A 20,447-nucleotide genomic window follows, 5' to 3' on the forward strand; every position below is an offset into this window, starting at 1 on the left:
GCTGGCTTGCTGCCGGATCGGACCGATCCTCGATGAGAACGCCTGCGTGCGTTCCCCCGGCACCACGCGAGCATCGCCGGAGAACAGGCAACGTTCACCGACGGCCCTCGAAAACTGCGTGCGTATATGCACGGAAAAGTCAACCCGGCTTCAGCGTGGCTCGACCCTCGTTCAACGGCACGATAACGCAGACACACAGCCCTGAACGTAACGTTTCATCGGAAAACCCAAGCCGAATTTCTGCGCCAATCCGATCCGATATTGCCTTGACGATGGAAAGGCCCAGACCAGAACCGACCTGCCCGCTTCCGAGAGAGCGATAAAACGGGTCGAACACCCGCTCCCGTTCGCTGACTTGAATGCCTGGCCCCGAGTCCCGGATTCTCAATGTTGCGCGGCCTTCCGCTGTGGCAACAGACAGGTCTACCCTTCCATCGTGGGGGGTATAACGGATGGCGTTATCGACCAGGTTCCTGACCAGGGCCATCATGTCAAGTTCACTGCACCACACTTCAGCGTCCTGGACTCCCTCGACGCCGATGTCGATGCGCCTGGCCTCGGCGAGAGGCATGAGGTCTTCCAGCACACGGCGGTAGATGCTCTGAATGGACACCAGCGAGTTCGGCGACTCCGAAGCGGATTGCGCCCTTGCCAACGCAAGGAGTTGATCCAGCAAACTCCTGCCACGCTCAATGCCCCGCCGCAATGCGGTCAATCGCTCACGCGCCTGGCTGGACATGTCCGCTTCCGCCAACCGTTCGGCTTGCAGCGACAGGGCCGTCAACGGCGAGCGCAGTTCATGGGCCGCGTCGGCGACAAAACGGCGCTGGCTGTCCATCGAGGTAGAAACGCGTGCCAGTAGCCGATTGATTGCCACCACAAACGGGCGAACTTCTGCGGGCAGGTGGCTGTCTTCAATGGGGTGCAGTTCCTGCTCGGAACGCTGGTCGATTTCCCTGGAAAGCACGGCAATGGGCCGGAACATCTTGCGCACCATGTCGGCAACGATCAGCAACAGAACCGGGACGAGAATCAGGAAGGGCATCACGGTACGCAACGCACCGTCGCGCGCAATTTCGTTGCGGAAGCCAGACTCCTGGGCCACCGCAATGCGCTCGCCAGCCGCAGTTGTGCTGACCAGCACGCGGAAGGTCTCGCCATTGACATCCAGCGTATGCAGGCCATCAGTCAGCGTTGTGGGAAGGGGCAGCAGTCCGCCGTTGTCAACGCTCACCATTGATGAATTGCCATCACCAAGGCGCTGGACGATCACACGGGATTCTTCATTGCTATCTTCGCGACGGACATCGGCGCCCGGCAGAATGGGCGACAGATGCTGCCGTTCCGTCAACTGTGCCACCTGTCGCAGTACGTCGTCTTGCAACCCGTGTGCTTCATCGAAAGCGGACAGGAACGAGAACACGCCTGCCGCGACGGCAACGATCAGAATTACCAACGACAGGGTCAGGGACAGCTTGATCTGAATCGATTCGTTCAGCCGCCTTTTGAAACCATCCATCCCACGCCCCTGATGTTCTTGATGATCTCGCTGCCCAGCTTGCGCCGCAAAGCGTGGATCAGGTACTCGACAGCATTGCTCTCGACCTCCTCGCCCCATCCGTAGATGCGATCCTCCAGCTCGCGGCGAGACAGGATGGCGCCGGGTCGAACCAGCAAGGCTTGCAGCAGCGAGAACTCGCGGTTTGACAGTTGCACGGGCGAACCGTCGGTGACGCTGGCCTCTCTGGTGACGGGATCGAGCGATACCGCGCCGTTGCTGAGAACGGGCGCAGCATTGCCAGCCTTGCGACGCAGCACGGCGCGCATACGCGCTAGCAATTCCGCCATCTCGAACGGCTTGAGCACGTAATCGTCGGCTCCGCCATCCAGACCACGCAGACGGTCATCGAGACCATCGCGCGCCGTAATGATCACCAGGGGAACCGGATTGTCGTTGCCACGAATGCTGGAGAGCACGTCCAGCCCGTCCTTGCCAGGCAGACCAAGGTCGAGCAGCACAAGGTCATAGTGCTGGCAACCCAGCGTCGTCAGCGCGCTCTGTCCGCTTTTTACCCAGTCCGTCGCATAGGACGCATCCTTCAGCGCGCTCTGGATCGCTTCGCCGATCATGGGGTCGTCCTCGACGAGCAACACCCGCATTTCCCCTCCGTTCACTTTTCGTTGTTCAATGCGCAGCTTTGGCTGCCCGTTGCCGGAACAGCAGGATACCGGTCAGCATGAAGGCAAGAAGCGCGGCGGATGCCGAATACCGGTTCAGTGCCAAACCTCCCGCGTTCAGCGGCTTGTCCAGCAAGTCACCGACCACGGCACCCAGTGGGCGGGTCAGGATGAAGGCGGCCCAGAACAGCAGCGTTCGGGACACACGAGTCCAGTAATAGGCTGTCGCAATCATGGCGAGCAGTCCGCCGAACACGATTGCCGCGCCGGCATAGTGCAGGCCGGCTGTGTCGGCGGTCCAGTCGCCCAGCGCGGTTCCCAATGTCTGGGAGAACATGATCGTCACCCAGTAGAAAGCTTCCGCCCTGGGCGAACTGACGGTACTCACCGATACCGAGCCAAGGGTGCGATGCCAGAGGAGCAGTGAGCCGAGCAGCAAGGCGAGCAGCAGGCTCGAACCGCCAAGGTATCCGATTCCCAGCGAGCGATCGGCAAAATCAGCGAGCGTCGTGCCGACCGTAGTGGTCGCGATGATGGTGACCCAGTAAAGGAAGGGATGAAACTCCCTGGCCTTGATCTGCCAGATCACAGCGGCGACGAAGATTGCCGCGAAGATAACGGTACCGAGCAGATAGCCAAGGTTCATGGACATCGAGACGGCATCGCCGCCGGTTTCGCCAAGCGTGGTGGCGGCAACCTTGATGAGCCAGAAGCCCAGCGTGACTTCGGGGACTTTGGTTAGAGCCTGTTCTGTTGAAGTTTTCATGGAGCATATTCGTGGATTACACGTTGTTCTGAAGCCTGTTGAAAGTTTCAACAGCGCGATCATGCGTTACCGGACTGACTCGGTGCATCGGCGCGCGGTCGATGGCCTTGTCGGGAACGTGCAATTCATCGTCAGAGCGAGGGCTCAGTTCCTCCCCGGTCGAATCCCATATGACGTCCAGATTCCGGCTTCGGGTCCTCGGCGGACTTTGAGCAGCCAGTTTTTCCGCAAAGTGAAGAAGGCATTCGACAAGCCTAACCAGGCCGACTTAGCTCAGTCATAGGCTGCTTCATTCGCGAACCCATCCCAGTCTGATCAGCCTGCTGAAAAGTATGCGATGCATGCCGACAGCAAGTCGATATACCGGCGGCAGGTACCAATGAGCGGCATTCAACGTCAGCCATGCACTGAGCGCGGCAACCACGGCGGCCCCTAACATGTCGAACGGAAAATGAACGCCCAGGTATATGCGTGCCCAGGCGATGGAGATTCCCAGCAAAGCCAACGCGCACCACGCTCTTCGTGGACCTTGCTGCATGAGAACACTGAACACAGTGGCCCACCACAGCGTCAGATGGTCGCTTGGGAATGATGAATCAGCAACATGCGGGATGAACGTGTGCCCGAGGCCGATCATGAAAGGCCGGGGGTGCGACCACACCAAACCGACGATCTGATTGATGAGCATTCCAACCAACCCTGATGCGGTAGCAACAAGCATCATTTGCCCGGTCTTCCCGTTGCCGCGCAGCCAGCCGGTGCCGATCGCGACAGGTACCGCCCAGATGAGCCATTCCGCCAGGAAGATCGCCAGCGTCGACGCAAGTATGTTCGGCCGCTCTGGCGCATTGATCAAGAGAAAGAGTGTCTGGTTGACCGCTTCCATGAAGTCTCCATGGCCGGATCACCCGTTACAGGCGAGCCGACAGTACTGTTCGGTTATCAGTATTGCTTGTCGTGATCGTCATCGGGTCGACCTTGTCCTCAGCGGATGAGATCATCCATCCCTTGTTGGCATCGACCTTGGCATCGAAGACTTTGGTTCCACTGGCGATCTCCACGTCATACATCCCGCCCTGCTTCGAGTTTTCGTACTCGGCTCTCGACGCCTTGCCATTGGCGTGCGACTATGCAATTTTGACCGCCAGAGTGAGTGGCATGTTGGCCTTGGCCATCGCGTCGTTTTCCGTGCGGACATCGGCGGCGTAGGCGCCGACGCCAGTAGCGGCAATGGTGATGGCAAGGAGAAAGTCTGGTGTAGTGGTACATGGTGCCTCTTCAAAAAGAACGCAGGGATTTGCGCAATGAAAGGCTACCGAAGCATACTTAGCCAGCCCTGAGCCGAATCCATTCTTTCTTTCGGGAAGATGTTTGTCTGCTCTGTGCGGTGGTGCTCCGTCATTTCCCGCAGTCATTTGCTCAAAATGACAGCACTGCACCTTGTATCCAACGCGATCGCCATGGATAAAGCCGATGCGGCGCGGGCCTGACCGCGCCCGGCGCGTCGTTGGCGTCATTCTATTCGATGCGCAATGTCGTCCGGAAAAGGATACGGTGCGTGTGGACCTGGCCATTCCGGTGCCGGCGGTCGGCTCAACGCATCGCATCCACCGAGGCTGAAGAGAAGCAAGCCCGCGAGCAGAATGGCTGAAGGCTCGCGAAATTTCGCTCGAGTGTCCATGTTGCATCTCCCGGTGAACCGCCCCGCCCGGATTAGACCTTCAGTTGCATGACAGGTTACGCTGCAATGGCTTTACCTGTCTCGCGAATGTCCCGTGCCCCGTCACGCGGACGCGATCGACAACCATTCCGCGCTGCGTCCCTTTTTGCCCACCCGTAGACGCGGGTGATCCGGCTATCCGCAACACGGCGACCGCATCGTTGAGCGCGCCCACCTGCTCCTCCAGGGCGCAGTTGAGCAACTTTGCGCTGTTACGCAACCGACGGCAGTCGCCCGCCGCCGCCCGTCTCGCAACATTGGCCGATGCCCCCAGCCATCCTCACGCAGTTGCGCTTCGCTCGATGCGATCAACTCGTGGCGGGACTTTCACCCACAAGAGTGCGCCCATGCTGGGCGCACAAAAAAGCGGCGACGGATTTGTCCGTCGCCGCAACCAGGAGCAGTTTTCGTCAATGAATTCGCCAGCAGGCGCGCCTTCCAGCCTCAGATCCAGGCTCAGAAACGGGTGCGGACACCCGTGGTCAGTTCAAGCTGGTTGGTCGAGCCGAAGGTGCTTCCAACCGTATAGCCACCGTGCAGCCGCATATAGTCGCCGGCGAGATACACTTCGGTACGCTTGGACAGGTGATAGAAGACCGAACCGTACAGCGTCTCCTTGAAGCCGTTGTGCAGTCCCGATGTCGGGTCGAAGGCGCCGAGATTCGCATTCGGAATATCGCCGTCGGCGTTATAGGCGGCGTTCTTCACACGCATCTGCTGATAGCCCAGTTCGTAGTCGAAAGCACCCTTCGGCGACAGTTTGAGCGACGCGGTCCACGCGTTGTCCTGGCGCTGGCCGAGCGCGCCCTGATTGCCGAGGTAACGGAAGTAACCCGCGTTGGCACGCAGGATACCGAAGGTGTAGTTGCCACCCACCGAATACGTCTGGTTGGTGATACCGGCGCGGTTCACGTGGCTATAGAAGCCCGACACGTTGAACGGGCCGCCGTTGTAGCCAAGCGCAGCCTGATACGTCGAGTTGGAGCCGAAGCTGGTCGAGTTGCCGAATGCGTAGCCGGCACTGGCGAAGATGCCATTGCTGAAGAGCTTCTTCCACGCAACACCGTTGTTATAGCGTGTGCCGGTCGGCCCGGCCGCGTAAAAAATCATCTGCTTGAAGTTGTTCGAGTTGGTCCAGCCACCCTCTTCCGTCGTCAGCCTCGCGCTACCGTACGGGTCGCCGTAAATCGCTGCCGCATCGCGGGCGATCGAGTTCTGGAACCCGGCCGTAATCTTGCCGAACGTGTCGTTCTCGATACCGACCCATGCGTCCCGGTCGAAAATCTGGCCCGGATCTTCCATCTGGCCGTTGGCGACGACGAATTCACTCTCGAGTCGGAAGATGATCTTCGTGCCGCCACCAATGTCTTCCGCACCCTTGAGCCCCCAGCGACTGCCGCTGAACCACGGCTCGCCGTCGTTGCCCATGCCGATGACATGATTGCCGTTCGCGTCGGCATGCGTCCGATAAGTCGGAAAGCTCAGGTCCATGAGTCCATAGAGCTGGACGCTCGACTGTGCGTACGCGCCGGTCACTGCAACGGTTCCCGCCGCGGCTGCGATAGCCAGATACCCTTTCTTCAAGATCGTCTCCTCAGGTTACTACGTTGAAATCTTCTTTTGCCGTCTGCTGAAACTGCGCTACGGGTGCGCTTGGCGACCGCCACCATCTACAGTGCGTCCTTGCAGCGCAGGATGTAGCCAAGCCCTCGCAAGGTCACGATCTGTGCGCTCGACCTGTAGAGGTGCCGCCGCAACCGGTGGATATAGATCTCGACGGCATCCGCGCTCGGCTCGTCGTCAAGACTGAACATCGTCTCCATGAGGGTTGCCTTCGGCACCGTCTTGCCCTTTCTCAGCATCAGCGTCTCGAGGACTGTGTGTTCACGACGACGCAAGATCAGCGGTTGGCCGTTATGACGGAATTCGCGTGTGTCGGCGATGTATTGCAGGTCGCCACAAGTCAAATGCTCCGACATTGCGCCTGATTGCCTGCGGATCAATCCCTTGATTCGTGCCACCAGTTCTCGCGCATCGAACGGCTTGACGACATAGTCGTCAGCACCCGCGTCGAAACAGTCGACCTTGTCCTCGGTCGATCCGTTGGCAGTCAGCATCAACACAGGCACGGTGTCGCCACGACGACGCAACCGTGCGAGCACGTTCGTTCCGTCCATGCCAGGTAACCGGATGTCGAGCACCACTACGTCATAGCGTTGCGTCATCAATACCAAGTCCGCGCGCTCACCGTCGAGCACAATGTCGACCGTGAAATTTTCATTGCGCAGCAGGTTCGCGACCCAGTGCGCAAGTTCCGCGTTGTCCTCCACCAGCAGCAGCTTCATCGTTTCCCCCGATCCTTCGAGCGGCGCCACGAAAACCTGAGGCTCGGCAACGAGTGGTTGCCGTCCCACAACGCGTTGGTGCCTTCCAGCGAGCGCATGTCGACGAGCACCTTTACGGCACCGGGCTTGCGCAACGCCGGCACCGTCGGCTGTCGCCATGCCCGCGGCGATGCGCTCGACTATTGAGAAGGAGGCCTAATGGCAGACGTGCAGTAAATGCTACGGCACGAGCAAAAGCCCGAGGTCATCGATCGTCTCCGTAATTGTCCGTCGCGGCGCAATGCCGCCCGGCTGCATCGATGAGGCGATTCTAGGGAAGGAAATCCTTCTGCCGACTTACACCAGAAGCCGTTTTTCATAGGGGATTTCCATGACAGCAAGACCGTCCGAAGTACGCATTGTGGAACGCTGGCGAACACGGGGATTTGTCAGACGGTGGCTCGAAGAAGTGAACGGCCAGAGTTGTAGCCGCTCACAGTCCCTGCTTAAGGTTTCCTTCAGCACCGCCAGCTAGAATCAATTGGGTCAAGCCGGGCGGGACGAGAAGTAAGTTGCGCTGATGCCGACGGTCGAAACAACGATGCAAAGGAGAACGAGAGGAAGTGCCATGACGACTGCGCGCATGATTTACATGCTGGAACTGGCTCGGGGATGCTCCCATATTGCCAGCATGCTGACGGCTGAATCCGAGCAGCGAGCCATCACCGATACCCTTGAAGAATTCCTCCGGCTGTACGGCGTCAAGGAAACCACGCTTTTCCAAGAACTCCTCGCTGACGACCTGCATCGGCGCGAAAAAACGGCTGCTGCTTCAGCCGTGCGCAACTTCAAGGCGATCACGGTCTCAAGGGGGCCCTAGCGCCGCCATGTTCTCGCAAGCAATGGTCATAAAGGCCGTGAATATCGCCGCACCGGGTGCCTAGCGATCGAACCCGAGCCGTTATCGGATTCACTTCACGGTGTGAACGTTGCTCGATGACGCAGACCGTCTTTCGACACGCGTCCTGCCGGCTGCGACGCCTTCAGAAAGCACCGGCAAAACGCGAAATATTTTGTAACAATTTGTCAACGGTTACCACCGCAGGGACGTTAACGCGTGAGACTCCACGCCCGGTCGGCGACGGCTAACGCCGCGGCCGCTCAAGCCAATTCCTTGGCTCAGAACGGATCGCGCCGGATTTAATTTCACGAAATGTCACGTCACGACTCCGTCGATAGAAAGGTTGCCAGGGGACAGTCAGCGCATGAAAGCATTAGGTGTTCTCCATAGCGAGTCATCGCGAGGTTGGGGCGGCCAGGAAGTCCGTACGTTGAAGGAAATGATCGCGCTCCGTGCGCTCGGTCATAACGTGGAACTGGTCTGCCCCGACGACGCGACACTTGGCATCCGCTCGCACGCCGAGGGTTTTACGGTCCATCACGCGCGCATGCGCGGCGGCGCCGACATGCGCTCGATGCTCACGATCCGGTCGGTTCTCGACAAGCGCCGCTTTGACGTGCTGAATACGCACAGCGGCCATGACAGCCTCGTCGCCGGGATGGCGGGCCGTCTTGCGCGAACGCCGCTCATCGTTCGGACGCGCCACCTGGCGCTACCCATCACGTCGCTGGCTACGTATAACTGGATCCCGCATCGGGTCGTCGCGGTAAGTCATTTCGTGCGCAAGTATCTGATTTCGGCCGGTGTGCCGGAAAGTCGCGTGGAAACGATTTACGATGGCATCGTCAAACCGGAGCCACTCGCGCACTCCACGCTGCGCGACGAACTTGGACTCGATTCGAGCGCGGTCATCGCGGGAATCGTGGCCATGCTGCGCGGCAAGAAGGGCCACGAAGATCTGATCGCGGCGGTGCGGCCAATCATGGCCGACCGGCCGCATCTTCACGTGGTGATGGCTGGCAGCGGCGGCGAATTCGACAGGCTCAAGTCGATGATCGACGATTTTGGGTTAACCCATCGCATTCATTTGCTGGGCTTCCGCAACGACATCAACAACGTGCTGCGCGGCTGCGATCTCTTCGTATTGCCAACCCATCAGGAAGCGCTCGGACAGGCATTCATCGAAGCAATGGCGATGGGTCTGCCGGTGATCGGCACGCATGTCGACGGTGTGCCCGAGCTGATCGACTCCGGCGTGAACGGCTTGCTGGTGCCCGCGCAAGACGTCGATGCATTGCGCGGCGCGCTCATGCGCCTGATAGACGACGCGCCATTGCGCGCGCGCTTCGGACTGGCCGCGCGCATCAAGACTGATGGCAATTTCACGGTGGAAAGCATGGCGAGCGAGACCGTGGATTTTTACCGGCGCGGCATCGATCGCGCGCGCAGGGTCTGTGACCCGTGGCGGGCCGCCGCATGACCTTCGCCAAGGCGTTACCCGTGCTGATGTACCACCATATCAGCACGTCGCCGGGTATGATCACGGTATCGCCCGAGCACTTCGCGGAGCAAATGGCGCATCTCGCCAACGCGGGTTACACAACGGTCGGCAGCGAGCGGCTATCGGCTTATCTGGCAGGAGAGCCGATACCGGGGAGGTCCGTCGTTTTAACGTTCGACGACGGCTATCTGGACAACTGGGTGCATGCCCATCCGGTTCTGCAAGCGCACGGTTTCACCGCATTGTGCTTTCTGGTGACGAGCTGGATAGGCGATGGACCCGCGCGCCCACATGCGCGCTCGGATGCCACGTTGCCTCGGCTACTCAATCATCGCGACGGCGAAATTGCGATCGAACTCGGCGAAGCCGATCGCGCGATTCTCCGATGGTCCGAGATCCATGCGATGCGCGAGGCCGGAACCTTCGAGTTTCACAGCCATACGCATCGCCACGTGCGATGGGACCAGGTGTCGGCCACAGCGGACGACAAGTGCGCCGCACTCGCGCGCGATCTCAGCGACGCGCGCACGACCTTGAAAGCACGGCTTGGCGCGGTGTCCGATCATCTGTGCTGGCCCCAGGGCTTTTATGACGATGACTACCGGCGAGTCGCCGTTCAGGCGGGTTTCCGGCATCTCTACACCTGCGAGACGGGCTCGAATTATCCGCAAAGGGACGACAATGCCGTCCGCTCGATTACCCGGCTCGAGGTGCGCGACCGGCCCGCGTCATGGCTCGCCTCGCGGCTCTGGATCCATACGCGGCCCGCGATCAGTCGCGCTTACCTCAAGATCAAGCGGTAGCGGATAACCGCGCCGCTACCGGTTCAACACATCGGCGAATCCGCCCAGCCTTGCGCCGAGTCCTCGAATCGAGCGGGCGACGTTCGGCGACAGCAGCGCCTCCAATTCGTCCGCATGCCGATAGTCGCGCATGCCGTCACTCAATACGCACTCTCCCGCAACGGCAGGATGACAGTAAATCTCCGCCACGCCCTCAGGCAGCGAAGCAAGCGCCGCCAGCCACGCCGCTTCGTCCATGCGACCGCTGCCGGCAATGCCGACGACATAATCATTGTGAAGAATGCCCGCGCCGTCGAGCCGCCACTTCACGCTCGAGATCCATGGTCTCAGCCATAGCGGCGCATTGGCCTCGAACGGCAAACGCATCGCCTTCATGCCGAATTCGCGGCCGATTTCAAGGATCAAGCCGAGCACTGTCGGATGCAGATGGAAATGCTTGTGCGTGTTGACATGATCGAGCGCGAGTCCGGTTCTGGCGAACGCCTCGAACTGCGCGCGAATTTCGCGGGCAAGCTGCTTGCGCACATGCGGCAGAAAGAAAAACCGCACGCCGTCGCGCACCATATTGCCGCCGAAGCGCCCATGCTCGTCGAGCAAGGCGGGGATGCCGGCGCGCGGGGTGACCGCATCGCCATCGGCGAGCACGAGATGCAAGCCGATGCGCAACTGCGGCAGAGCGCGGGCTCGCTTCACCGCGTCGCTTGCGGCGGGCGCACCGACCATCAGGCTCGCGGCCGTCAGCACGCCGTCGCGATGCGCCCGTTCGACCGCCTGATTCACCCGTGAATGCCGGCCGAAGTCGTCGGCGGTCACGATCAGGGCGCGCGGCCTAGCGGCCATCGGACGCCTCCATCACGCGCAGCGGCTTTGCATGCGCCGTCGAAGTCGAGCTTTCGACCGGCACGCGCGCGCCACGCCACATCACGTGCGAACCGAAAGCGCCGGCGATCCATTGGAACAGCAGCAGCGTGTCGCGCAACGGCACCAGCGGCAGATCGCGCCAGAACGAAGTCGGGGACGGGTGGCGGAATGCACGCTCATGGCGCGCGGCGCGCGCATGAAGCAGCACGCGCGCGGCCAGCCCCGCAGCCGTACTCGCTGCGCTGACGAGCACCGGCCAGCGCAGCGGACCACTGTTCGCACCTGTCGTCAGCACGTTCGTGAGCCACATGCCCGTGATGAGCCAGGGCGTCGGAAACGTGATGAACAGAAATGCAAAGCCGAGCGGATTCACCGAACGTATCGTGCGCAACCAGCGCGTTTCGCGTTGCCAGAGCGCGGCAAACGTCGGCTCGATCACGTCGGTGGCGACCATGACGCGCGAGAGCACCGTTTGCAATCCCAGCGCACGCACGTGTTCGGCAAGCCAGTAATCGTCGGCGAGGCAATCTTTCAGGGCCTCGAATCCTCCGATGCGTTCGAGCGTCGCGCGCCGCAAAGCGAGTGTGGCGCCGAAGCCGAAGCGGCGCGAGCCGGCCATATGTGCGACGCGCACCGAAGGCGCAAACCATTCGTTGACGAAGAGCGCACCCACGCGCTGCCAGAAGCCGCCCAAACCCTGCGCCACATAAAGACAGGTGACGGCGCCCACCCACGGATCCGCAAGCGGCGCGGCCACGCTGTCGAGATAGTCGGCCTCCACGGCAATGTCGCTATCGGCGATGACAAACACACCGTGACGCGCGTGCTCCGCCATATTGATCAGGTTGCTGACCTTGAGATTGCTGCCGTGCACGCGCGGATCGATAGCGAGCTCGATATCGAGCGCCGGATACGCGGCCTGCAAACGGCGCGCGACGGCAACCGCGGGATCGTCGGGAGAAGACACACCCAGCACGAGTTGAAAATGCCCGTGACGCTGCTCGCAAAACGTCCGCAGATTTTCGTAAAGACGCGGCTCAGCGCCGCAAAGCGGCTTGAGCACGCTCACGCCCATCTGCACGAACGGATAGACAGAACATGCGTCCGCCGCGTCGATGCTCGCGCCGTGCGTGAGGTTGGTGGTATCGGCTGCGCGAACGCTTCGCGCAAGATGAGCGAAACGGGACGGTGCGCCGCAGCGCAGCGTGAAGAACGGCATCGCCAGCACCGCCGCCATTGCGTACAGCGATGCGCCGACGCAGCCAGTGAGCAGAACCCATTGGCATACGGTCAATGTGTGCGCAGCCATCGGCGGATTCCGTCAGTGACTGCCCAATACGAACGGTTTACCCGTCAGGCGTAGATGGAGAATGACGAGCCGCAGCCGCGGGCAACCCGGCGCGATCCTGACAGGTCGCGCGTGAAAACCGGCCGCGTTCGCATGACGGCCTTCGACCGCATGCTCGAACGCGGCCTGAGCAAACTGGCGTGTGACGATCACGCCGCTCGCCATGACGGCGAGCGCGATCAGGCGGAAAGCCGCGGAAACGAACAGATGGTGCGCTTCCGGCAGAACGAGCACTGTCACGCAGGCAAGCACATCGGCGGCGAGAGCGGTGAGCGAAGCCACCATCAGGTGGGCTCGCAGCATATCGACGGTGAATGGCTTCATGGCTTCGTCTCCGACCTGATAAAAGCATCGCGGGGTCCGCGCGAGCAATTGACGGCGGCGGTTCGCCGCGAGCGTCAGCGCGAGGAGGACGGCCAACGCGAACGTCGTGCGTTCCATCGACGCGCTTATGATCGAGCTTCAACGAGCTATCAGCGATATACGATACTGCGCGCTCATGTCACTAACACGACTGTATGCTGTCGATGGGCGATAGTATCGAGCCAAGCTGAAGGAAACCTTAAGCAAACCCGCCATGAAACGACCCGTGAACAACGTGGCTAGACTTCGGCGTTATGGGTTCGCGCGCGTCGGCCATGCGTGCCGCCGCCCCGTCAAAACATCCAACGGAATTTCTACCCCATGCGTGTGCTCCTCGTAGAAGACGACGACCTGATCGGCTGCGGTATCGAAGCGGGTCTGCGCCAGGCCGGTTTCACCGTCGACTGGGCGCGTGATGGCCACAAGGCCAGTCTTGCGCTCGACACCACCAGCTACGAACTGCTTCTACTCGACCTGGGCTTGCCGCGTGTGTCGGGCATGGACCTGCTCAAGCGGCTGCGCGACGCCGGCAAGGACATGCCGGTGCTGGTGCTGACCGCGCGCGGCACGGTGGCCGACCGCGTCGGTGGTCTGGAGGCAGGCGCGGACGATTACCTCGGCAAGCCCTTCGACCTGGCCGAGCTGATCGCCCGTTGCCGGGCCTTACTGCGGCGCGCGCAAGGCCGCAGTGTCGAAGTGATCCGCTATCGCGATCTGACGGTCAATCCGTCGGCGCAATCGGTCGAACTGTCCGGCACGCGCGTGTCGCTGACCGCGCGCGAGTGGGCAATCCTGTTGCAATTGATCACCAATCAGGGAATTCCCCAGTCGCGCGCGCGTCTGGAAGAAAGCCTTTACGGATGGCAGGAAGAAATCGAAAGCAATGCAATCGAAGTGCATGTATCGAACCTGCGCAAGAAGCTCGGCGCGAAGCTGATTCGGACCGTGCGCAATATCGGCTATGTCGTGGAGAAAGAGTAAATGGGCGCATCCATTCGCCGGCGTCTGATGCTGCTCGTGCTTGCCAGCATTGCGCTCGTCTGGGCCATCGCACTCGCGTCGAGCTATCGTCAGGCCTCGCGCGAAGTCGCTCAGTGGGAAGAGGCCCGCCTTGCCGAACTCGCGCAGATGCTCGCACTGCTCGATCAGTCGAATCTCGCCACGCTCGCCAACGCCCACATCGACGTTCGCGAGGAAGAAAGAGGCGGCGCGACGAGCGCGAACGATAGCGACGACGACGACTCGCTTCCGCGCGACGCGCTGTTCCAGGTGCGCGCCCCCAACGGCGAGGTGATCGCGGGCAGCCCGCCATTGCGCGCGCTCAACGCATGGGATCTGCCGGTGCCGAGCGTCACCGGCACGCAAGACGTGGTGCTGAACGGCGAGATGTATCACTCGTTCACGCTGCGCGACACTGCCTTGGGCCACACGGTGCGCGTTTTCGAGCAGGCCAATACGCGCAGCGATCTGGTGAGCGGCGTGGCGAGCCGCATCGCGCGTCCGGCGCTGATTGCGTTGCCGGTGCTCGCGCTACTGGTATGGTCCTCCATCGGCTGGAGCCTTGCGCCGCTGCGGATGCTCTCGGGCGCGATCCGTTCACGCGGCATCAACCGCCTGGAACCAGTCGATATCGGTCATGTGCCCACCGAGGTACGGCCGCTCGTCGATGCGATCAACCTCCTGCTGTCGCGCCTCCTGCACTCACTCGAACGCGAACGCGCCTTCACCGCCGACGCGGCCCACGAACTGAAAACGCCGCTCGCCGCGATCAAGGTTCAGGCGCAAGTCGCGCTGGCCGAGCCCGATGCGGCGCGGCAGCGGCTCGCCATGGAGCGCGTCGTTCAAGGTGTGGATCGCAGCGCACGGCTCGCGGAGCAGTTGCTGTTGCTCGCACGCCTGGACATGCACGAGAAAATGTCGACAGCGCCGCTCGCGCCCGGCGAGGCCGCGAGAAATGCATGGATCGCGAACGAGCGCAACGCGCAGCAAAAGAACCTGCACGTTACGCTGAACTGCGATATGCGTGCCGCGATAGACGCCGAACCGGTGCTCATCGGCATCCTGTTCGACAATCTTCTGGATAACGCGATCAAGTACGGATGCGAGGGCGGCAGCATCGAGATCGCCGTGCGGACTGTGAAAGACCCGACGAAAGACGCCGTGCAGGGGCGCGTTGTGGTGAGCGTGCGCGACGACGGTCCCGGCGTTGCGCCAGCCGACCTCGCTCGCCTCGCGAACCGTTTTTTCCGCGCGACCGGCAATCAGGCAACCGGCAGCGGCCTCGGATTGTCGATTGTCGCGCGCATCGCCGAGCATTTTGGCGGACGCGTGCATTTCGGCCGTGGCATCGACGGGCGCGGACTCGCGGTCGAGGTGTCGTTTCCCGCTTATACGGCCGTCCCCGACGAGCGGTTGCAGCCGGTTGCCTAGCGGCGGTTCGTTTCACTCGCGATCACGCCGCCTTCCGCGAGCTGCGCCTGCCGCGAGCGAGGGCTCGAACGCCGCGCCGCATCCTGACCCGGAGCGCGCCTGGACGCCTCCACGAACTGCCAGGCAATCAGCCCCGGCACGAACATGAGCAGGTCGCGAATCCGCCGCGCGCCCGCCAGGGCGAGACACGTCGACGGATCGAGGCCCAATGCGCCGCCGATCAGAATGAAGCCGCCCTCCTGCACGCCCAGGCCGCCCGGCACGAAGAAGGCCGCGCTGCTGACGGCCTGAATCAACGACTCGATCACCACGGCTTCGACCAGCGTGACCTGGGCGCCGAGAAAATGCAGCGCAAGCCAGATTTCCAGCGAAGTCAGAAAGCACTGCAACGGCTGCCAGAAGAACAGATAGCGCAGCACCACGCCGCGGCGCCGCCAGATCAGCTTGATCGCCTGATCGATTTGCGCCGACTGCCCGACTAGCGCGGCAAGCTGGCCGCTCGTCATGTGGTCGAGCACGCGCGTCATGCGCTCGAAGGGATTGGCATGCTGGACCAGCGCGAACAGGACGAGGAGCGGCGTCAGCACGACTACGCCCCACGCGAGTTGCCCGGCGAGCCTCAGCGTGCCGGAATGCGCATGCGCGAACAGAAAGCCGATGCCCACCATCGTGAACAGCAACTGGCTGATCACGGTAAGCTGCATGTCGGCGATGATGCTGCCCACCGCCGTCGAGGGCCGCACGCGCCAGCGCTTGAGCATGCGAAACGACACCACTTCGCCGCCGATGCGCGCTACCGGCAGCATGCTATTCACCGATTCGCGCACCCAAACGAGATGCAGCATGTTCAGGATGCCCGGCCGGTTCGCGCCGCGAATCAGTGAACGCCAGCCTGACGCGTTGGCAATCATCGGCAGCACGTGCGCAAGCGCCGCGAGCACGAGCCCGGCCCCGGCTGCCCGCAACGCGCCGAGCACCGCGCCGGGGTTGTCCTGCCAGACGAGCCATAGCGACGCGAGCAGACCCGCCAGCGCGGCCACGCGGCCGAGATGCTTCATCATGCGGGCGCCCTGTGCAAGCGCGTCGCACGCGCGGATTGCCGTTCAAGCTTCGAATCGAGGAAAACGCGGATCATTACTGCACTCACTTTCTGTTCGTCGTCATTCGTCCGGCGCGGCCGACAGCAGGCCGTCGCCATCCACCCTGAAGCTGAAGCCACGCCACATGACGCGCGAGGACCAGAAGCTCGCGACGAATATCGCAAAGGAGACAATATCCCATAACGGCAGCAGCCATAGTCCGCCGTGCGCCTGCCGCAGGGCGCGGTCGACGGAACGCTTCAGCGCGAAACGCGCGCAGACGGCGAGCACCGCGACAAGCCACGTCCACCACGCGCCGTCTGAGAACGCCACCGCGAGCAAGGCAAGTGCAAGCGGATACATCAGCGCGGAGCCCAGATGGCCGAGCGGATCGACGCGGCGAATAGTACGGCTCCAGCGGAGCTCGTGCGAAAACAGTTGTGCCGCGTTGGTCTCCGAGCACGCATGCGCGATCGTGAATGGAGAAATCGCCACTGTCTCGCCCGTTGCGCGCACCGCTTCGCCTATCGCATGGTCTTCCGCGAGATGCCACACGAACGGCATGAGACCGCCGATCCGTTCCAGTGTGCGGCGCCGCATCGCAATCGTCTGTCCAAAGCACGGCCGTGCGAGACCGAGCGCGAGTCCGGTGACGACACCGGGCAGAAACTGATAGTTGGTCGCCTTCGCCGACAAACGCGGCCAGAAGCCGGGGTCGGGCCGCCCGCGGTACACGCAGGTCACCAGCCCCACCCCCGGACTCTCCAGCTCGCCGACGATATTGCGCAGATAATCGGGACCGACACTCACGTCGCTATCGGCGAAGATGAGCACGTCATGCCGCGCTTGCGGCAGCATATTGATGATGTTGCTGATCTTGCGGTTCGGGCCGTGCAGGCGCGCGTCGGCGACAACGGTGATGTCCGCGTCCGGATGCAAGCGCCGTAGTTCGTCGACGGCCTCCAATGCCGGGTCCGCCGTATCGTGCACACCGAAGACGAACTGCACGGGACCGGCATAGTTCTGCTTGCAGAAGCTGTCCAGATTACCGAGCAGCGCCCACTCGTCACCATGCAGCGGCTTGACGATCGTAACCGGCGGAAAACTGCCCGGCTCGGTCGCTGCTCGCGCGAAGAACCGCCCGATCAGCACGCTCGCGAGCATCGTGTAGCCGATGCCGAACACCGCGCACGCGCCGCATGCATAGGCGGGCACGGCGGCGAGCCAGTGCGCACCGCTCACGCCTCGTGAGCGCGCAGGAAGCGGAAGAATTCGACGCCTTCACGCAAGCGCCGTTTCATCATGTCCCAGCTCGTGAGCATTTCACGCAGGATTTCCCATATTTTCGACGGGCGGAAATAGAAGCGCTTGTAGAAATTTTCGAGCTGGTGATAGATCTCGTCACGCGACAGATGCGGATAGCCGATTGCCGCGAGTTGTACGCCTTCCTTGCTGACGAGGTTGATGACCTTGTTCTCTTCGAGCCAGCCGTTTTCAACCGCCTGGTTATAGAGCGTCGTGCCTGGATACGGCGCCGCGAGCGATACCTGAATAGTGTGCGGATTGATTTCCTTCGCGTATTCGATGGTCTTCTGGATCGTCTGCTGCGTCTCGCCGGGCAAGCCTAGAATGAACGTGCCGTGAATCTTGATGCCGAGCTTGCGGCAATCTTCGCTGAAGCGGCGCGCGATGTCGGTGCGCAGACCTTTCTTGATGTTCAGCAGGATCTGATCGTCGCCCGATTCGTAGCCGACCAGCAGAAGACGCAGGCCGTTTTCCTTCATGATTTTCAGCGTCGAATATGGTACGTTCGCTTTCGCATTGCACGACCACGTTACGCCGAGCTTGCCGAGTCCACGGGCGATTTCCTCGACGCGCGGCTTGAAATCGGTGAAGGTGTCGTCGTCGAACATGATCTCCTTCACTTCGGGCAGGTTGTCGCGAATCCATTTCACTTCTTCCAGCACGTTCTCGACCGAGCGCGTGCGGTAGCGATGGCCGCCGACCGTTTGCGGCCACAGGCAGAATGTGCACTTCGAGCGACAGCCGCGTCCGGTGTAGATCGACACGTACGGGTGCTTCAGATAACCGATGAAGTAGTTATCGATCTTCAGATCGCGTTTGTAGACAGGCGCGACGAACGGCAGTTCGTCCATGTTCTCGAGGATCGGCCGCGCGTCGTTGTGCTCGATCGAGCCGTCGGCCGCGCGATAGCTGAGCCCTTTGATCTGCGCAAGCGGTTTGCCCGCGGCCACTTCCTGGCACGTGAAGTCGAATTCTTCGCGGCAGACGAAGTCGATCGCATCGCTTGCCGTCAGCGAATTGTGCGGATCCACGGCAACTTTTGCGCCCACCATGCCGATTAGCACCGAAGGCTTGCGCTTTTTAAGATCCTCGGCGAAAAGCGCGTCGGTGGGAAAGGACGGCGTGCTGGTGTGAATGATCACCAGGTCGTAGTGCTGCGCGATGTCGAGGCTCGCGTCGACGGACAAGCCGTCGGCCGGCGCATCGAGTACCCGGCTATCGGGAACGAGCGCGGCAGGTTGCGCGAGCCACGTGGGATACCAGAACGAGCGGACTTCACGCCTGGCCTGATAGCGCGAACCCGCGCCACCATCGAAGCCGTCGTACGACGGCACCTGCAAGAACAGGGTTTTCATGAACGCTCCAGCGTGCCTTGAACGGACGTTTTCGGTTTTCGGTCGAAACTGGAACTCGCGGGATGGCGAGCGCGACGGCAGGATTCGCGCAAATGGTACGGAGCAAAGCTGAAGGAAACCTTAAGCGTGATGGCGTGTGGCGTGGCGTGACGGGCGCAGCGGATATCCGCTCGGTCTCTCCTCAGTCCCCTGGTTGCATGATCCGCAATGTGGGGCTTCCCTGAACATTCCTGAGTGGAAAGTAGACACGGTGCGTCGAACCGTCGACTGCGACGACATGCGCATTGGGACCGATGCGGCCATCGCCGATCTTCGACACTTTGCCCGCTTCGGCCTTGAACATCGAGACGATGCCAGCCTCACCAGCGACATAGAGCAGATGCAGTTGCGGATCGAAAGCCAGGACATCCGGATCCTGACCGGTGTCGAAGGATGAAGTGACGCGCATCGTGCGCATGTCGAGCACCAGCAGCCTGTCATTGCCTTCACACGCGATGAAAGCGAGCCGTTGCTGCGGTTCGATCAGCAACCCGTGGTTGCCCCGCGCGCCCGCCAGATCGATCCGCGCAACGATCCGGTCAGTAGCACGGTCGATCTCGACCAGTTGCCTTCGCGATTGCACATTCATAAAGATATGCCGGGAAGCCGGATCGTATTGCGTATTGCCGACTTCGCCACCCAGAGGAATCGTTGCCAAACGCGTGTTTGTTCTGACATCGATGACGGTTTCCGTCTCGCCGGTCTCGTCAGACACGTAAAGCTTGTGCGCCTCGGGGGCATAAGCCATGCCGTCCGGATAACGTCCACCCGGCATGCGCGCGACGATTTTTAGCGTTGCTTCGTCGATCGCCACGATTTCATTCGTTCCCGTTGCTGAGGCATAGTAAGCGTCAATCTGAGGCCGTCTTGACGATCAGAACTTGACCTCTGAGAGCCGCTGATTCGCGAGCACGAGATCGAAGGCGGCGGGATCGAAGCTGCCGCCACACCACTCGAGGAAGTGGTCGTGCTCCTCGTGCGTCGGATCGGTGATCGCTTCGAGGAAGTCGGCATATCCTGGCACTCCACCGACGTCTTCCGGCGGACACGCATTCTGCCCGTCCAGGCACAGCGGCCGGCTCATGTCTGGATCAGGCACCAGCGCCTTCTCGACCTTGATCCGATGCTGCCAGTTGTCACCGTAGTCGTAGATATAGGTGAATGATTTCAGCCCGCCCAGCGCCTTCGCCAGCGTGACCCGTGCTTCATTGAGCATCGGTGGATTGCTCTGGAATCCGAAGTCATCAGGTTCACCATAGTTGGTTTCGCCGAAGACGAACTCGTGCAGGTGCCCGCCTTCCCAGCCCATGGCCAGTTGCAGCACGACATGCAGCTTGTCCAGCCGGATCGAGCCGGGAACGATGATTCGTCGCCAGATCGCCGGCTTAATGTACTTCAGCTCAGCGCGCAGTACGTAATCGGGCACTGGCGCCTTGACCAGGCGCACGGCAGGTTTGCGGGGTTGGACCATCGG

General features: G+C 61.6%; 20 protein-coding genes and 1 pseudogene. 5 read left to right on the forward strand and 16 right to left on the reverse strand.

The features are described from left to right. Window positions 1–139: 139 nt before the first annotated feature. The 8 genes from CUJ90_RS19705 to CUJ90_RS19740 all read right to left on the reverse strand — a co-directional run bounded on the left by CUJ90_RS19705 (window position 140) and on the right by CUJ90_RS19740 (window position 7,009). On the reverse strand, window positions 140–1,519 hold the full coding sequence (locus CUJ90_RS19705; protein WP_114163739.1) for an ATP-binding protein: 1,380 nt from the start codon (window positions 1,517–1,519) through the stop codon (window positions 140–142). Continuing rightward, window positions 1,495–2,160: a response regulator transcription factor gene (locus CUJ90_RS19710; RefSeq protein WP_073432002.1), complete on the reverse strand. Its 666-nt coding sequence runs from the start codon at window positions 2,158–2,160 to the stop codon at window positions 1,495–1,497. The genes CUJ90_RS19705 and CUJ90_RS19710 overlap by 25 nt, the downstream gene beginning before the upstream one ends. 25 nt (window positions 2,161–2,185) lie before the next feature. Then, entirely contained in the window at window positions 2,186–2,944 is a 759-nt protein-coding gene (locus CUJ90_RS19715) for a COG4705 family protein (protein ID WP_073432003.1), read from the reverse strand. Window positions 2,945–3,233: 289 nt separating this feature from the next. Continuing rightward, window positions 3,234–3,830: an undecaprenyl-diphosphatase gene (locus tag CUJ90_RS19725; RefSeq protein WP_073432005.1), complete on the reverse strand. Its 597-nt coding sequence runs from the start codon at window positions 3,828–3,830 to the stop codon at window positions 3,234–3,236. Between the two features lie 25 nt (window positions 3,831–3,855). After that, entirely contained in the window at window positions 3,856–4,014 is a 159-nt protein-coding gene (locus CUJ90_RS33295; RefSeq protein WP_244220094.1) for a hypothetical protein, read from the reverse strand. 57 nt (window positions 4,015–4,071) lie between these two features. Further along, window positions 4,072–4,461: a hypothetical protein gene (locus CUJ90_RS33300; RefSeq protein WP_244220095.1), complete on the reverse strand. Its 390-nt coding sequence runs from the start codon at window positions 4,459–4,461 to the stop codon at window positions 4,072–4,074. Between the two features lie 659 nt (window positions 4,462–5,120). Next, a complete protein-coding gene (locus CUJ90_RS19735) occupies window positions 5,121–6,251 on the reverse strand; it encodes a porin (RefSeq protein WP_235004989.1) in 1,131 nt (376 codons plus the stop codon). A gap of 83 nt (window positions 6,252–6,334) precedes the next feature. Beyond that, window positions 6,335–7,009: a response regulator gene (locus CUJ90_RS19740; protein ID WP_073432007.1), complete on the reverse strand. Its 675-nt coding sequence runs from the start codon at window positions 7,007–7,009 to the stop codon at window positions 6,335–6,337. Between the two features lie 607 nt (window positions 7,010–7,616). On the opposite strand from CUJ90_RS19740, the gene CUJ90_RS19750 reads away from it, so the two are divergent. The 3 genes from CUJ90_RS19750 (at window position 7,617) to CUJ90_RS19760 (ending at window position 10,193) form a co-directional block, all read left to right on the forward strand. After that, a complete protein-coding gene (locus tag CUJ90_RS19750; RefSeq protein ID WP_235004986.1) occupies window positions 7,617–7,868 on the forward strand; it encodes a hypothetical protein in 252 nt (83 codons plus the stop codon). 385 nt (window positions 7,869–8,253) lie between these two features. Beyond that, complete coding sequence (locus CUJ90_RS19755) at window positions 8,254–9,369, forward strand: glycosyltransferase family 4 protein (RefSeq protein ID WP_073432008.1); 1,116 nt, start codon at window positions 8,254–8,256, stop codon at window positions 9,367–9,369. Next, complete coding sequence (locus tag CUJ90_RS19760; protein WP_073432022.1) at window positions 9,366–10,193, forward strand: polysaccharide deacetylase family protein; 828 nt, start codon at window positions 9,366–9,368, stop codon at window positions 10,191–10,193. Before CUJ90_RS19755 ends, CUJ90_RS19760 begins: the two co-directional genes overlap by 4 nt. Window positions 10,194–10,208: 15 nt before the next feature. Here the strand turns inward: CUJ90_RS19760 and hpnK are convergent, their stop codons facing one another. From hpnK to CUJ90_RS19775, 3 genes are read right to left on the reverse strand one after another with little or no spacing between them, the layout of a single operon-like run. Further along, the gene (gene hpnK, locus CUJ90_RS19765) at window positions 10,209–11,033 is read right to left on the reverse strand and encodes a hopanoid biosynthesis-associated protein HpnK (protein ID WP_073432009.1); all 825 of its coding nucleotides are present in this window, start codon (window positions 11,031–11,033) and stop codon (window positions 10,209–10,211) included. After that, window positions 11,023–12,363 (reverse strand): bacteriohopanetetrol glucosamine biosynthesis glycosyltransferase HpnI, encoded by a 1,341-nt coding sequence (gene hpnI, locus CUJ90_RS19770; protein WP_073432010.1) that lies wholly within the window; start codon window positions 12,361–12,363, stop codon window positions 11,023–11,025. The genes hpnK and hpnI (CUJ90_RS19770) overlap by 11 nt, the downstream gene beginning before the upstream one ends. 12 nt (window positions 12,364–12,375) lie before the next feature. Beyond that, window positions 12,376–12,726, reverse strand: a complete 351-nt coding sequence (locus CUJ90_RS19775; protein WP_073432023.1) for a hypothetical protein — start codon at window positions 12,724–12,726, stop codon at window positions 12,376–12,378. Between the two features lie 360 nt (window positions 12,727–13,086). On the opposite strand from CUJ90_RS19775, the gene CUJ90_RS19780 reads away from it, so the two are divergent. Beyond that, the gene (locus CUJ90_RS19780; protein WP_073432011.1) at window positions 13,087–13,746 is read left to right on the forward strand and encodes a response regulator; all 660 of its coding nucleotides are present in this window, start codon (window positions 13,087–13,089) and stop codon (window positions 13,744–13,746) included. Next, the gene (locus CUJ90_RS19785; RefSeq protein ID WP_073432012.1) at window positions 13,747–15,195 is read left to right on the forward strand and encodes an ATP-binding protein; all 1,449 of its coding nucleotides are present in this window, start codon (window positions 13,747–13,749) and stop codon (window positions 15,193–15,195) included. Here CUJ90_RS19785 and CUJ90_RS19790 read toward each other — a convergent pair. From CUJ90_RS19790 to CUJ90_RS19810, 5 genes and pseudogenes are all read right to left on the reverse strand, one after another. Beyond that, entirely contained in the window at window positions 15,192–16,256 is a 1,065-nt protein-coding gene (locus CUJ90_RS19790) for a lysylphosphatidylglycerol synthase domain-containing protein (RefSeq protein ID WP_114163740.1), read from the reverse strand. The genes CUJ90_RS19785 and CUJ90_RS19790 overlap by 4 nt on opposite strands. Window positions 16,257–16,355: 99 nt before the next feature. Further along, entirely contained in the window at window positions 16,356–17,516 is a 1,161-nt protein-coding gene (hpnI, locus tag CUJ90_RS19795; protein ID WP_073432014.1) for a bacteriohopanetetrol glucosamine biosynthesis glycosyltransferase HpnI, read from the reverse strand. Beyond that, window positions 17,513–18,934, reverse strand: a complete 1,422-nt coding sequence (gene hpnJ, locus CUJ90_RS19800; protein ID WP_114163741.1) for a hopanoid biosynthesis associated radical SAM protein HpnJ — start codon at window positions 18,932–18,934, stop codon at window positions 17,513–17,515. The genes hpnI (CUJ90_RS19795) and hpnJ overlap by 4 nt, the downstream gene beginning before the upstream one ends. Window positions 18,935–19,115: 181 nt before the next feature. Then, window positions 19,116–19,820: pseudogene (locus CUJ90_RS19805) on the reverse strand (YncE family protein); the annotation flags it as partial. A gap of 27 nt (window positions 19,821–19,847) precedes the next feature. Next, window positions 19,848–20,444, reverse strand: a complete 597-nt coding sequence (locus CUJ90_RS19810; RefSeq protein WP_073430804.1) for a plasmid pRiA4b ORF-3 family protein — start codon at window positions 20,442–20,444, stop codon at window positions 19,848–19,850. Window positions 20,445–20,447: the final 3 nt, after the last annotated feature.

The sequence above is a fragment of the Paraburkholderia terricola genome (assembly GCF_003330825.1).
GTDB lineage: Bacteria > Pseudomonadota > Gammaproteobacteria > Burkholderiales > Burkholderiaceae > Paraburkholderia > Paraburkholderia terricola.

Bases quoted from the DNA above. Each gene is read 5' to 3' on its own strand.
- CUJ90_RS19705 (WP_114163739.1), bottom strand. From the start codon at position 1,519: ATGGATGGTTTCAAAAGGCGGCTGAACGAATCGATTCAGATCAAGCTG.
- CUJ90_RS19710 (WP_073432002.1), bottom strand. From the start codon at position 2,160: ATGCGGGTGTTGCTCGTCGAGGACGACCCCATGATCGGCGAAGCGATC.
- CUJ90_RS19715 (WP_073432003.1), bottom strand. From the start codon at position 2,944: ATGAAAACTTCAACAGAACAGGCTCTAACCAAAGTCCCCGAAGTCACG.
- CUJ90_RS19725 (WP_073432005.1), bottom strand. From the start codon at position 3,830: ATGGAAGCGGTCAACCAGACACTCTTTCTCTTGATCAATGCGCCAGAG.
- CUJ90_RS33295 (WP_244220094.1), bottom strand. From the start codon at position 4,014: ATGTATGACGTGGAGATCGCCAGTGGAACCAAAGTCTTCGATGCCAAG.
- CUJ90_RS33300 (WP_244220095.1), bottom strand. From the start codon at position 4,461: ATGACGCCAACGACGCGCCGGGCGCGGTCAGGCCCGCGCCGCATCGGC.
- CUJ90_RS19740 (WP_073432007.1), bottom strand. From the start codon at position 7,009: ATGAAGCTGCTGCTGGTGGAGGACAACGCGGAACTTGCGCACTGGGTC.
- CUJ90_RS19750 (WP_235004986.1), top strand. From the start codon at position 7,617: ATGACGACTGCGCGCATGATTTACATGCTGGAACTGGCTCGGGGATGC.
- CUJ90_RS19755 (WP_073432008.1), top strand. From the start codon at position 8,254: ATGAAAGCATTAGGTGTTCTCCATAGCGAGTCATCGCGAGGTTGGGGC.
- CUJ90_RS19760 (WP_073432022.1), top strand. From the start codon at position 9,366: ATGACCTTCGCCAAGGCGTTACCCGTGCTGATGTACCACCATATCAGC.
- hpnK (WP_073432009.1), bottom strand. From the start codon at position 11,033: ATGGCCGCTAGGCCGCGCGCCCTGATCGTGACCGCCGACGACTTCGGC.
- hpnI (WP_073432010.1), bottom strand. From the start codon at position 12,363: ATGGCTGCGCACACATTGACCGTATGCCAATGGGTTCTGCTCACTGGC.
- CUJ90_RS19775 (WP_073432023.1), bottom strand. From the start codon at position 12,726: ATGAAGCCATTCACCGTCGATATGCTGCGAGCCCACCTGATGGTGGCT.
- CUJ90_RS19780 (WP_073432011.1), top strand. From the start codon at position 13,087: ATGCGTGTGCTCCTCGTAGAAGACGACGACCTGATCGGCTGCGGTATC.
- CUJ90_RS19785 (WP_073432012.1), top strand. From the start codon at position 13,747: ATGGGCGCATCCATTCGCCGGCGTCTGATGCTGCTCGTGCTTGCCAGC.
- CUJ90_RS19790 (WP_114163740.1), bottom strand. From the start codon at position 16,256: ATGATGAAGCATCTCGGCCGCGTGGCCGCGCTGGCGGGTCTGCTCGCG.
- hpnJ (WP_114163741.1), bottom strand. From the start codon at position 18,934: ATGAAAACCCTGTTCTTGCAGGTGCCGTCGTACGACGGCTTCGATGGT.
- CUJ90_RS19810 (WP_073430804.1), bottom strand. From the start codon at position 20,444: ATGGTCCAACCCCGCAAACCTGCCGTGCGCCTGGTCAAGGCGCCAGTG.